Genomic DNA, 12,627 nt, shown 5'->3' on the forward strand with positions numbered 1-12,627 from the left:
TCACCGACAGACAGAATCATGCATATCATTTTATCGAATTACCGCACCCTGGGCGGCGCCTTGCTGGCAGCGGCATGCGTCCTTTCCCAGCCTGCCCGCGCCACGGCGGCACCCTCGGCGCCGGCCGGGAAAAGCCTGTCTTCCCTGTTGACAGGCGGCCCCTTGCCGCGCCTGAGCGAAGACCCGCAAGTGCGCGCCGCCCTGTTCGATTTCTTCGGTTACGCGCGCGGCAGCTACACGGAAGACGATGAACTGCTGCTGGCGCAGGCGCTTGAAGCGATCAGCGAAAAGCGCGACGCCACGCGCAGCGTGCTGGCCGATGGCCGCCAGTTGCTGGCCTCGATGAATGACCGCAAGCAGGGCCGCGAACGCGGCGCCATGCTGCTCGACAAGCGCGGCGCCATCATCGCCTTTGGCCTGGTCAACGGGCATTGCCGCCTGGAGGGGCAGCCGCTGGCGAAAGTCTGCAATCCCGATCCGAATGCTGTGCTGACGGTGTTCCACCGCAAGGGCATGCTGGTCGGGGATGCGGCGCCCTTGCTGGCATGGGCCCGGCAATTGCCGCCCATGCTGGCGCTGATCGCGGGCGACAAGGAAGCGGGCGCCGACGGGCAGAAGATCGCCAGCGTCGAATATGTGCTGGCGCAGCCGGCCTTGCCGGGCTGGAACCGCGCCCAGCTGCCGCCCGCGTATCCGCCGGCGCTGCTGCCGCTGCTGCTCGATAAATCCACGGTGCTGACGTCGGCCGGCGCCGGCGTGTTTGCCTATCCGCTCACGCTGAAGGGCAAGAAACAGAACAATGTGCTGGACCATGCCGAAGGCCGCCCGCCGCGCGACCTGGAAGTGGCGCTGCGCAGCTATGCCAGCTTCGACACGGTGGTCGAGCGCTACCGCCAGCTGGCCAAAGGCGCCAGGCTGCAGCGCAACGAGCGCACGGCCTACCTCGATGGCGACATGGGGCAGGGCAGCTACCGCGTCTACATCCGCAACACGGGCGCCGATGGCGTGATGATCGACGTGGCGCTGTGGCAGCGCAAGCTGGTAGCCAGCCGCCAGGTCCGCTAGGTCAATACTGCGCGCGCGCTGTCGTAGCCCAGTTGCGCCAGCTGCGCGGCGATGTCGTCGTCGCGTGTTTTTTTGCCCGTGCGCAGGTGCACGTGCGTGAGGGACGCGGGCAAGCCGTGCGCCAGCAGTGCGTCGACGTCGAGCATGGTCTCGGATGCCGACAGCTGGCGCAGTGCGGGCAGGGCGGCGAGGCCGGGCAGGCTGTCGAGCGTCTTGCAGGTGTGCAGATTCAGGCGTTCGAGCACGGGATTGGCCCCCAGCACGATCTGCCGCAGCTTGATCTGGTCTTCCACCCATAGCGCCTGCAGCAGCGGGAAGCGGCCGATGTCGCCCAGCGTTTCCAGGCCGCGCACGCGTATCACTTCCAGTTTCTTCAACAGCGGCGCCTCGATGTGCGCGAGCGATTCGCGGCCGCCCAATTGCAGCAGCAGCCTGTCCAGGCGACCCATCGCCGAGATGAAATCCAGCGGCACCTTGTTCTTGATGCGGTACAGCGACAGCTCGTGCAGCGCCGGCAGGCCGGCCAGGGTGTCGATATGCTTGCTGTGGCCCTCGATGACCAGGCTGGCCAGGTGCGCGTAGTGGCGCAGGGGCGCCAGGTCGATATTGTTCTTGGCCGATTCGCCCAAGTTCAGGTATTCGAGGCCGCGCAAATTGTCCAGCTGCAGGATGTCGCCCTCCGCCAGCTGGTAGACGCCCAGGCTCAGGCGCTTCAGATGGCGCAGCTCGCCCAGCACTTCCAGATGGATGGCTTGCCAGTGGCAATCGATGGACAGGCTGGCCACATGCGGCAGCGCGCGCAGGATGCGGGTATCGAACACCCTCGGGTCATAGCCGTAGATGCGGATGGTCAGCGCCGTGCCGCAGGTGGCGGCCAGGGCGTCGAGGTCGGCCAGCAGCGGCCCCGGTTCGGCCAGGGTATTGAACTGCACCAGCACCTGCTGGCCGCTGGCGATGGCGGCGCGGATCGCCGCGGCGTCGATGCGCTCGGGGTTCTGGATGCACTGCTGCTGTCTTGTTTGCGTCATTGTCATAGTCCTATCGGGTAGTCCACCTTCCTGGGGGGCGGGCAGCCTTCCGGCCCGGGGAACGTCTGCTTGCCCGTGTCGTCGTAGCGCTTGCCGCACTCCACGAGCACGCGCTTGCGGAAGGTGTAGATGCTGGCCACCTTGCCGTTCGGGTGGTAGCAGATATTGTCGCCGTCGCGGTCGGCCGAAGCGTAGCTGATCATGGTCTGGCCATTCACCGTGCGCGTGCTGTGGCCGCTGCGCGGCTCCGTGCATTTGAGCTGGCCGCTTTCGTAATAGGCGTTGACGATGGAGGTATCGGCGGCGCGGTCGACCAGCAGTTCGTCCTTGCGCTTGCCGTTCGGGTAGTTCGAATAGCCTTCCTGGCGCTGGCCGTACTGGAATGCATAGTAATACTGCGGCTTGCCGTCCGGGTAGTACATGTGGTGGTACTCGCATACGTCGTCGCGCGTGCTGCCGTACTCCTTGAAGGTGCAGCGGTGGATGTCGTTGAGCAGCTGGCCGTCCTCATAGTACTCGCGCAGGTGCGTGAGCAGGCGGCCCTGGTCGATGACAGCCAGGCGTTCCGGCTTGCCGTTCGGGTAGTAGCGCGCGTCCAGGCCCTGCTTCTTGCCGTTGTCCCATAGGGTATCGAGGCGCAGGATCTTGCCGCTGTCGTCGAACGCCTGCTCGCGCCCATCGAGCTGGCCGTTGCGGTAGGTAGCCGTGTAGACCACGTATTCCTTGCCGGCCGGGCCCAGATAGCGCGTGCGGCTGCCATCGAGCACGCCCGCCTGGTAATGGTCGCGCACGCGCAGCGCGCCTTGCGCATCCTTGTCGAGGGCCTCGCCCTGTTTTTTGCCTTGCACGAAAGTGACGCTTTGCGTGACCTTGTCCTTGAGCTTGAGCTTCCACGGCCCGTCGCGCAAGCCGTCGATAAAGCTGCCGTCGCCGTCTTCCGTGATCCACGCGCCATGGCGCGTGCCGTTCACGTAGTTGCCGCGCGTTTGCAGCTTGCCGCCCATGCTGCGTTCGTGCGGGCCGTTCAGCTGGCCGCCCGCATAGGTGTCGAAGCCCGTCACTTCTTCTGCATCGGCATAGTTGACGACGGTCCAGTGGCCTTCGCGCTTGCCGGCCCGGTACATGCCACTCTCGCTCTGCCTGGGATAATTGAAGTACCACATGCCTTCCTGCAGGCCGTTGACGTAATGGCCTTTTTCGCTGCCTTCGTGCATGCCTTCGCGCACCCACAGTCCCTGGCGCCTGCCTTTCACGTATTCTCCCCGCTCGACCACCGAGCCGTCGTCCCAGGCCAGGCTGTAGATGACGGACGGGCCATCTGCGCTGCCCGTGAATTGCTTCGGCGCCGTTTCCCACGTCACTTGCCACAGGCGGTAGTTGGGCAGGATGCCCGCGCCCGCATCGCTGTACAGGGTGTAGCTGGCGGTGAGAAAACGCTCGCCTTTCTTCTGGAAGGTTTTCTTGTAGGTGATGGCGTCCTTGCCGGCACCGGCCACGGGCTTGCCGTCATCGCTGTAGTAGCCGACGATGGTGCCTTGCGTATGGTCGATGGCGTCGAAGTCCGCATTGCCGCTCTTGCCGCGCGGGACGCTGTAGTCCATCGGCGCCAGCTTGGCCAGCGCGGCCTTGACCTGGCCCGCGTTGGGAGCACTGCTTTGCGCCACGATGCGGTTCAAGGCTGGCTGCAAGCCATCGAGGCGCCGGTATTTGCCGGAGCTGCGGTGATAGCGGTAGGCGCGCAAGCCGTTCTTGTCGCCCTGGCGCAGCAGCACCAGCATGGTTTGCACGCTGTCGTCCGTCTCCTGGTCCAGCGAAGCGTAGAAGACGGAACGGATGACGGCGTTGCCGAACTGGTCGAGCAAAATGGGTTTCGCGCTACCGCTCTTGCACTCGCAGTAATAGCCGTTGACGCCTTCTTTTTCCTTGAGGAAGGCGATATCGAGGCCGCTGTCCTGCGAGGCGCTGATGGCGGGATGGGCGAGGTTCTTGCCTTCATAAAAGGGCGCGCCGTGGGCGAGGGCGGAGCAAAGCAGCAAGGGCAGAAGCAGACGTTTCATCGTGGGCTGGCGCCGGGGCGCCGCAATGGAAAGGCCACGATTCTGCCTGCGTTCTTACTTGTGGGCAAATACGCCCCTATCGTGCGCGCCCCGGTTCAGGGCTGGTGCGCGGCGCAAAAATCCAACAGCAGCTGTTCGCCGTCCGGCCAGGGGCCGTAGCCGGCGTCGCCGTTGATATGGTCGGCGTCGCCGATCATGGTGAAATCGCTGCCCCAGGCGGCGGCAAACGCGCGTGCCCGCGCGAAGCTGACGTAGGGATCATCGCCGCTGGCCACCACCAGGCTGGGAAACGACAAGGCTTGCAGCGGCATCGGCGCAAAGCCCGTCGTGCCGGACGGGTAGGAGGGCGCTTCCACATCGCTGGGAGCGACGAGGAAGGCGCCGGCGATCTTGTGCGGCGAGCCGCTGGCCGCCCAGTGGGCCACCAGCGTGCAAGCCAGGCTGTGCGCGGCCAGCACGGGCGGGCGCTCGCAGGCGGCGATGGCGCGATCGAGTTCCGCCACCCATTCGTCCTTGTCCGGCGTCTGCCATTCCCGATGCGGCACGCGCGACCATTGCGGGTGGCGCGCTTCCCAATGGGTTTGCCAGTGCTGCGGCCCGGAATTCCACAGGCCGGCCAGGGTCAGGACGAGAGGCGACATCGATGCTCCTTAAAGTTCGGTACGCAAGGCGAATAACTCCGGGAACAATACCACGTCGAGCATCTTGCGCAAATAGCTCACGCCCGCCGTGCCGCCCGTGCCCGTCTTGAAGCCGATGATGCGCTCGACCGTCGTCACATGGCGGAAGCGCCAGAAGCGGAAGGCCGTTTCCAGGTCGACCAGCTTTTCTGCCAGTTCGTACAGGGCCCAGTGTTTCGACGGGTCGCGGTAGACTTCCAGCCACGCCGCCTTTACCGACGCGTCGGAGGCGGTCGGCAGGGTCCAGTCGGCGTTCAGCCGCTCGGCGGAGATGGGCAAGCCGCTGCGCGCCAGCAGCTTGATCGACTCATCGTAGACGGATGGCGCGCGCAGGGCTGCGTCGAGCACTTTGTAGTTTTCCGGCGCCGTCGTATGCACGTTGAGCAGGGCGGCGTTCTTGTTCCCCAGGATGAATTCGATTTCGCGGTACTGGAAGGACTGGAAGCCGGACGAGGCGCCCAGGTAGGGGCGGATGGCCGTGTATTCGGGCGGCGTCATGGTGGCCAGTACGTCCCAGGCATGCACCAGCTGGTCCATGATGCGCGCCACGCGGGCCAGCATTTTGAAGGCGGGCGCCAGGTCGCCGCTTTGCAGGTTGGCGCGCACGGCGTGCATTTCGTGCAGCATCAGCTTCATCCACAATTCGCTCGTCTGGTGCTGCACGATGAACAGCATCTCGTTGTGGTTCGGCGACAGCGGATGCTGGGCCGTGAGGATGCGGTCCAGCGCCAGGTAGTTACCGTAGCTCATAGATTCGCTGAAATCCATCTGTGCGCCGTGCCACTGCGCATCCTGGCCGCCGGCATGCATGGGGCAGCCGCTGGTGTTTTCCTTGTTCATATTCTTGTCGTCGCTCATGGGATGGCTCAGGTGACCGCATCGCGCTTGGCGGCGATGTCGTAGGCTAGTGTGTCGAGGATGTCGCGCAGGATTTCCACGGCATCCCACACGTCGGCAAAGCTCGTGTACAGGGGCGTGAAGCCAAAGCGCATGATGGCCGGTTCGCGGTAGTCGCCGATCACGCCGCGCGCGATCAGCGCCTGCATCACGGCATAGCCGTGCGGGTGCGTGAAGCTGACCTGGCTGCCGCGCCGCGCATGCTCGCGCGGGGTGACGAGGCCCAGCGGATGGCTGGCGCAGCGCTGTTCCACCAGCGCGATGAACAGGTCCGTCAGGGCCAGCGACTTGCGGCGGATGGCTTCCATGCTCGTTTGCGCAAAGATATCGAGGCCGCATTCGACGAGGGCCAGCGAGAGTATCGGCTGCGTGCCGCACAGGGCGCGGGCGATGCCGTCGGCGGGCGCGAAGCCCGGCTCCATGGCGAACGGCGTGGCGTGGCCCCACCAGCCGGACAAAGGCTGGCGGAAGCGCGCCTGGTGTTTTTCCGGCACCCAGATGAAGGCGGGCGAGCCGGGACCGCCATTCAGGTATTTATAGGTGCAGCCGACGGCCAGGTCGGCGCCGGCGCCGTTCAGGTCCAGCGGCACGGCGCCGGCCGAATGGGCCAGGTCCCACAGCGCCAGCGCGCCCTGCGCGTGGCAATGGCTGCTGATGGCGGCCATGTCGTGCTGGTAGCCCGTACGGTAATTGACGTGCGTGAGCATGGCGACGGCGCAATCGGCATCGATGGCTTGCGCCAGTTCGTCGGGGCTGTCGACCAGGCGCAGCTGGTAGCCGTGGTCGAGCCAGGCGGCCAGGCCTTGCGCCATGTACAGGTCGGTGGGGAAGTTGCTGCGTTCGCTGACGATGATTCTGCGCGCGGCATGGGCCGGATCGCCGGCTTGCATCTGCAGGGCGGCGGCCAGGGCCTTGAACAGGTTGACGGAGGTGGTATCGGTGATCACCACTTCGCCCGTGCCGGCGCCCAGCAGCGGAGCCAGGCGATCGCCCAGGCGCTTGGGCAGGTCGAACCAGCCGGCCGTATTCCAGCTGCGGATCAGGTCCGTGCCCCATTCTGCCGTGATGACGTGCTGGGCGCGGGCCAGCGCCGCCTTCGGCCGCGCACCCAGGGAATTGCCGTCGAGGTAAATCACGCCCTGCGGCAAATCGAATTGCTGGCGCAGGGGCGCGAGGGGATCATCGAGATCGCGCGCGCTGCAGTCTTGTCGAGAAATCATGGTGGCTTTCATATTGATACTTGTCTGGATGGCATGATATTGCTTGAGGCTTAAAGTATCACGCGGAAGTGGCAGTGTAGCAAATCCTTGCCGCGAAGCGCGGTTCCCGGCATGGAAAGACGGCGAAAAATGCCCGCTTGTGGGGCGTCAACGAAAGAAATCACGATTTTTAAAAATATTTTCAAAAAACCCTAAAGTTCTGCGATTCGCCGCCGACAACACATACATGAACGCCGGTAATCGGTCAGGGCAGCACTGGAAATATTTTAAATATTTTTTAAAAAAGCCCTAAAGTTCCTGCCAAGGCGGCCGTTATCTCAGTAGACAGGCTTGATTCTTATCAAGTTGTTGTAAAAAAGTGATATTTTTTACAGGCCAAAAGTCGGGCAAATCCGGCACAGTGCCAACCTCCTACATCCGCGCCATTGCTGGCGTGCGACCATGATCGAGCAGTGTTTGTCAGACAAACACCTACGATCCCATCCGCTATTCCCCGACCAAAAATACAGCGCTACGCCTCTGTTGCGTTTAATGTTGCTCCTGCAGAATGTATCTCACTGGCAACACACAACGCCAGCTGAATTCAACGGATTGAGGAGATGGAAATGACTGCTAACGACATGATGGCTGAGATTCGCGACGCTAACCTGAGCTACCTGATGCTGGCCCAGCAAATGATTCGTGCGGACAAAGTAACGGCCATCTTCCGTTTGGGCATTGCCGCCGAAATCGCCGAACTGATCGAAGGCATGAGCAATGCCCAGATCCTGAAACTGGCTGGCGGCAACATGATGCTGGCCCGCTTCCGCTTCGACGACAGCGCCATCCTGGGCATGTTGACGAACTACAATAAAGACCGCTCGCTGGCCCAGTCGCATGCCGCCATCCTGATGGCCGGCCAGGGCGTCGAAGAAATCGCCTAAGGTTCCCATCAAAACGTCCATGGCGGTGTTGCATTGCCTCGCCGTACATTCGTACTGTCGTCTGCAACGCGCCTTGCCCTGAACATTTTTCTGGCAACCTTGTTAGGCAGTATCAGTCAGTATCAGTCAGTAGTGGAGTACACAGCATGGCCAAAAAAAGTGTCGTATCGGAAGCGCAGGAAATCCAGCTGGCCATCGAATTGATACAGCTGGGCGCCCGTTTGCAACTGCTGGAGACGGAAGTCTCGCTGTCGCGCGAACGCCTGCTGAATCTGTACAAGGAATTGAAGGGCGTCTCGCCGCCCAAGGGCATGCTGCCATTTTCCACCGACTGGTTCATTACCTGGCAACCGAATATCCATTCCTCGCTGTTCATCAATATCCATAAATTCCTCGTCGACCACGCCGGCGCCACGGGCATCGAAGCCGTGATGAAGGCCTATAAACTGTATCTGGAACAAATGCCGCCCGAAGCGGGTGAAGAGCCGCTGCTGTCGCTGACGCGGGCCTGGACCCTGGTGCGCTTTTTCAGCAGCAAGATGCTGGACATGGCGCCCTGCGGCAAGTGCGGCGGCAAGTTTGTCGTCAACTGCCTTGACCTGAACGCCGATTATGTGTGCGGCCTGTGCCACATGCCTTCGCGTGCCGGCAAGACCAAGAAGGCGCGCGATGAAGCGGCCGCTGCCGTGCCGGGCGTGGTTGCCTGAGCCGTACATAGATAAGACAGAGAGCAAGCCGGAGCCGGTCGCCTGACCGCACTCCGGCTTTTTCATGCCGCTTTCGCTTACACTGGCGTTTTCCTCCTTTGGCTATTCCATGCTGCAACAGATCCTGCGCGCGCCCGCGCTCAAGGCCATCCTGATTCAGGTGCTGGCCTTTCCCTTGATGTTGCTATTGGTATATGGTTTGGCGCGTGCGGGCGTGGCCATGTCGCTGCCGGCCGTGGCGCTGGTGCAGGGCGTGCTGGCGGCTGTCATCACGTGGCGCGCGGGACTGGCGCGCTGGTGGTGCGCCATCGGCTTGCTGTTTGCGCCCGCCTTGCTGGCGGCCAGCTGGCTCGATTTGCCCCCGGCCGTGTTCCTGGTCGCCTTTGTTTTCCTGCTGAGTTTGTACTGGTCCACGTTCCGCACGCAAGTGCCGTTTTACCCGTCGGGGCCGAAGGTATGGCAGGCGGTGGCGGAGCTGATCGCGGACCGTCCCGGCGTGCGGCTGATCGATATCGGCAGCGGCCTGGGCGGCCTGGTGCTCGACCTGGCGCGGCGCCGCCCCGACGGACAGTTTTCCGGCATCGAGCTGGCGCCGCTGCCGTGGCTGGCAAGCCGCTTGCGCGCATGGCTGGCGGGCAGCCGCGCGCGCTTCCTGCGCGGCGACTACGAGGCGCTCGATTTCGGCCGCTACGACGCCGTGTTTGCCTACCTGTCGCCGGCGGCGATGGCGGCCCTGTGGAGCAAGGCGGAAAGGGAAATGTTGCCCGGTAGCATGCTTCTTAGTTACGAATTCCAGATTGCGGCACGCGAGCCCGATAAGACCATCGCCGCCACAGAGGGTGGCCCTTTACTTTACATATGGTGCTTTTAAGCAATTGTCTGCGTTATTTGCTTGCCCGTGGGGCAATCTCACGTTATTGTAGTTCCACACGGCATTTTCTCGGAATTGCATTGAAAAGCAGCGCATTTCAATTAACTTCCGGTTGCTTTTTTTTGCCGCTGTCTCCGCCGGCGGCGCTGCCGCCAGAAGACAGGAACAGGTTTGAACATGCCGGGCACACAGCCCCGGCCATTATTGGGAGTCAGGGCACTTGTTAGTCATAATCGGATACATCATCGTCTGCGCCTCGGTCTTTGGCGGCTTCGCAATGGCCGGCGGCCATCTGGCGGCGCTGTTTCAGCCGCTGGAGTTGCTGATGATCGGCGGCGCCGCCCTGGGCGCCTTCCTTGTTGGTAACAATAACAAGGCCATCAAGGCAACGATCGCCGCCTTGCCCAGCCTGTTCAAGGGTTCGCGCTATACCAAAGAGCTGTACATGGAACTGATGTCGCTGCTGTTCGAAGTGCTCAGCAAGGTGCGCAAGGAAGGCTTGATGTCGATCGAAGGCGATATCGACAAGCCCGAAGAAAGCCCGCTGTTTTCCAAGTATCCGGCCGTGCTGGCCGACCACCATATCATCGAATTCATGACCGATTACCTGCGCCTGATGGTATCGGGCAATATGGATGCGTTCCAGATCGAAAATCTGATGGACAACGAAATCGAGACGCACCATCACGAAGGCGCCGTGCCGGCCCACGTGATCGCCAAGGTGGGCGACGGCTTGCCCGCTTTCGGTATCGTCGCCGCCGTGATGGGCGTGGTGCACACGATGGAATCGGTGGGCATCCCGCCGGCCGAGCTGGGCATGCTGATCGCGCACGCGCTGGTCGGCACCTTCCTCGGCATCTTGCTGGCCTATGGCTTCGTCGGCCCGCTGGCCAGCCTGCTGGAGCAGAAGCTGGAAGAGTCGAGCAAGATGTTCCAGTGCGTGAAAGTGACCCTGCTGGCCAGCCTGAACGGCTATGCGCCGGCGCTGGCCGTGGAGTTCGGCCGCAAGGTGCTGTTCTCGACCGAGCGCCCGACGTTCAATGAGCTGGAAGACCACATCAAGAAATCGAAAACGAAGTAAGCAGTGAATATACGCCTGGACACCATGAGTCATTTGCAGCACACGGAAGGGGGACGCCATGGCCGATGAAGGCATGCGCCCGATTATCGTCAAGCGTATCAAGAAGACGGCTGGCGGACACCATGGCGGGGCGTGGAAAATCGCCTACGCCGACTTTGTCACGGCCATGATGGCCTTCTTCCTGCTGATGTGGCTGCTGGGTTCCACCTCGAAGGGCGACTTGAACGGCATTTCCGAATTCTTCAAGACGCCCTTGAAAGTGGCGATGGCGGGCGGCTCCGGCAGCGGCGAAAGCAATTCCGTCATCCAGGGCGGCGGCCAGGACCTGTCGCGCCAGGATGGACAAGTGCGCAAGGCGCAGGAAGAGCAGCAGCGCAAATCGTTCGACCTCAATTCCGCCAAGGCCGCGCTCGAACGCGAGGAGGGCAAGCGCCTGCAGGCGCTCAAGGCGCGCATCGAAGCGACCATCGACGCCAATCCCCTGCTGAAAAAATACAAGAACCAGCTGCTGCTCGATATCACCAGCGAAGGCTTGCGCATCCAGATCGTCGACGAGCAGAACCGTCCGATGTTTGCGCTCGCCAATGCGAATCTGCAACCGTACACCAAGGAAATCCTGCACGCCATCGGCTTCGTGCTCAATGAAGTGCCGAACCGCATCGGCCTGTCCGGCCATACGGATTCGACGCCCTACATGAGCGATGCCGGCTACAGCAACTGGGAATTGTCGGCCGACCGCGCGAATGCGTCGCGGCGCGAACTGGTGATTGGCGGCATGAAGGAAGAGAAAGTATTGCGCGTGGTGGGACTGGGCTCGGCCGCCCACCTGGACAAGCTCGACCCCTTCAATCCGATCAACCGGCGCATCAGCATCATCGTCATGAACAAACGCACGGAAGAAAATGTCCTGCGCGATGGCTCGGCGATCGAGCTGCCGGTGACCGATGCCGCTTCCGCCGCTGTCGCTTCCGGGTTGGCGGCCGGTGCGCCCCCCGCGGCGGCACCAGCCCCCAGCCCGGTAGCGGCAAAAAAATAACACGCAAGGCTGTCGACGCGTGGTGTATTGAAACAATGAGACCTTTATGACAAGAAAGAAAATACTTGGCTCGCATGTAAAGCGCCTGCTGTCTGGCGTGTCGGACCATGGCCGCAAGCACTTGACGGAGGTGGAAACCGACCTGGTGCAGACCGGCATCTTGCTGGAAGAGGCGATCGAGAAGCTATCCTTCAATTTCATGGCGATACACGCAGCCGTTGCTGCGCAGCAAGATACCATCGCCCTGCTGCTCGACGGCGGTATTCCAGCCGAGCAGCAGCGGGAAAAATTGCTGGCATTGCAGGATGAGGTGGGGGGCTATGTGAATGCCGCCATCACCAGCCTGCAGTTCCAGGACATGACCAGCCAGCTGATCGAGCGCACCTTGAAGCGCGTGACGGGCTTGCGGGAGTTCCTCGGAACCCTGGGCGAGCATGGCGCGGAGATGTTGCCGGAGAGCGACAATGAAGAAATTGTCGCCCTGCTGGGGCGGGTCAGCATGGCGCTGGCGATTCAAAGCCTGGAGTTGCGCAGCGTGCTGCGCAAGGCTGTCAGTCAACAGCATTTGGAAAGTGGCGACATCGAGCTGTTCTAGCATGCCAGTGCGGAACGCTTGTGGTTGCATGGATTGATTAATCAAATACTCGGGCAGGATGCCCGGAATAAGTGGGAGCAAAGATGGCCAAAACGATACTTGCAGTGGACGATTCCAGCTCATTGCGCCAGATGGTGGCGTTCAGCCTGAAAGCCGCCGGTTACCAGGTGGTGGAGGCCGTCGACGGCCAGGATGGACTGGAAAAAGCCAAGCTGCAAACCGTGGACCTGGTATTGACGGACCAGAACATGCCGCGCATGGATGGCCTGGAGCTGATCAAGCTGCTGCGCGAACTGCCGACCTACCAGAAGGTACCCATCCTGATGCTGACGACGGAGTCGTCGGACGAGATGAAGTCGAAGGGACGTGCCGCCGGCGCCAATGGCTGGCTGGTCAAGCCCTTCGATCCGCAACGCCTGATCGAAGTGGTCAAGAAGGTGATCGGCTGATGCCAGCCGCGCAGCACA

The 12,627-nt window shown here is 62.3% G+C and carries 13 protein-coding genes; 8 read left to right on the top strand and 5 right to left on the bottom strand.

What is annotated here, in order from left to right:
• Positions 1-18 precede the first annotated feature (18 nt).
• Positions 19-1,065 (top strand): hypothetical protein, encoded by a 1,047-nt coding sequence (locus O3297_RS02045; RefSeq protein WP_211547152.1) that lies wholly within the window; start codon positions 19-21, stop codon positions 1,063-1,065.
• On the opposite strand, the gene O3297_RS02050 is transcribed toward O3297_RS02045, so the two are convergent.
• The 5 genes from O3297_RS02050 to kynU form a co-directional block, all read right to left on the bottom strand.
• Positions 1,062-2,093: a hypothetical protein gene (locus tag O3297_RS02050; protein ID WP_305047612.1), complete on the bottom strand. Its 1,032-nt coding sequence runs from the start codon at positions 2,091-2,093 to the stop codon at positions 1,062-1,064. The two genes, O3297_RS02045 and O3297_RS02050, sit on opposite strands and share 4 nt — an antisense overlap.
• A 2-nt stretch (positions 2,094-2,095) precedes the next feature.
• On the bottom strand, positions 2,096-4,150 hold the full coding sequence (locus O3297_RS02055) for a toxin-antitoxin system YwqK family antitoxin (protein WP_305047613.1): 2,055 nt from the start codon (positions 4,148-4,150) through the stop codon (positions 2,096-2,098).
• Between the two features lie 95 nt (positions 4,151-4,245).
• Positions 4,246-4,791, bottom strand: coding sequence for an alpha/beta hydrolase (locus O3297_RS02060; RefSeq protein ID WP_305047614.1), 546 nt, complete (start codon positions 4,789-4,791; stop codon positions 4,246-4,248).
• Positions 4,792-4,800: 9 nt separating this feature from the next.
• Positions 4,801-5,688: a tryptophan 2,3-dioxygenase gene (gene kynA, locus O3297_RS02065; RefSeq protein ID WP_034778007.1), complete on the bottom strand. Its 888-nt coding sequence runs from the start codon at positions 5,686-5,688 to the stop codon at positions 4,801-4,803.
• Positions 5,689-5,696: 8 nt separating this feature from the next.
• The gene (gene kynU / locus O3297_RS02070; RefSeq protein WP_305047615.1) at positions 5,697-6,947 is read right to left on the bottom strand and encodes a kynureninase; all 1,251 of its coding nucleotides are present in this window, start codon (positions 6,945-6,947) and stop codon (positions 5,697-5,699) included.
• Positions 6,948-7,552: 605 nt separating this feature from the next.
• On the opposite strand from kynU, the gene flhD reads away from it, so the two are divergent.
• From flhD to O3297_RS02105, 7 genes are all read left to right on the top strand, one after another.
• The gene (gene flhD / locus O3297_RS02075; RefSeq protein ID WP_034758381.1) at positions 7,553-7,870 is read left to right on the top strand and encodes a flagellar transcriptional regulator FlhD; all 318 of its coding nucleotides are present in this window, start codon (positions 7,553-7,555) and stop codon (positions 7,868-7,870) included.
• A 146-nt stretch (positions 7,871-8,016) separates the two neighbouring features.
• Positions 8,017-8,577: a flagellar transcriptional regulator FlhC gene (gene flhC, locus O3297_RS02080; protein WP_034778011.1), complete on the top strand. Its 561-nt coding sequence runs from the start codon at positions 8,017-8,019 to the stop codon at positions 8,575-8,577.
• Between the two features lie 109 nt (positions 8,578-8,686).
• Positions 8,687-9,448: a cyclopropane-fatty-acyl-phospholipid synthase family protein gene (locus O3297_RS02085; protein ID WP_070257775.1), complete on the top strand. Its 762-nt coding sequence runs from the start codon at positions 8,687-8,689 to the stop codon at positions 9,446-9,448.
• Between the two features lie 220 nt (positions 9,449-9,668).
• Entirely contained in the window at positions 9,669-10,529 is an 861-nt protein-coding gene (gene motA / locus O3297_RS02090; protein WP_034778015.1) for a flagellar motor stator protein MotA, read from the top strand.
• Between the two features lie 58 nt (positions 10,530-10,587).
• Entirely contained in the window at positions 10,588-11,565 is a 978-nt protein-coding gene (gene motB / locus O3297_RS02095) for a flagellar motor protein MotB (RefSeq protein WP_034778017.1), read from the top strand.
• A gap of 46 nt (positions 11,566-11,611) precedes the next feature.
• Positions 11,612-12,160, top strand: coding sequence for a hypothetical protein (locus O3297_RS02100; RefSeq protein WP_034758366.1), 549 nt, complete (start codon positions 11,612-11,614; stop codon positions 12,158-12,160).
• An 83-nt stretch (positions 12,161-12,243) separates the two neighbouring features.
• Positions 12,244-12,609, top strand: coding sequence for a response regulator (locus O3297_RS02105; protein ID WP_034758362.1), 366 nt, complete (start codon positions 12,244-12,246; stop codon positions 12,607-12,609).
• Positions 12,610-12,627 lie beyond the last annotated feature (18 nt).

The organism is Janthinobacterium sp. SUN128 (genome assembly GCF_030587275.1).
Taxonomy (GTDB): Bacteria; Pseudomonadota; Gammaproteobacteria; order Burkholderiales; family Burkholderiaceae_D; genus Janthinobacterium; species Janthinobacterium lividum.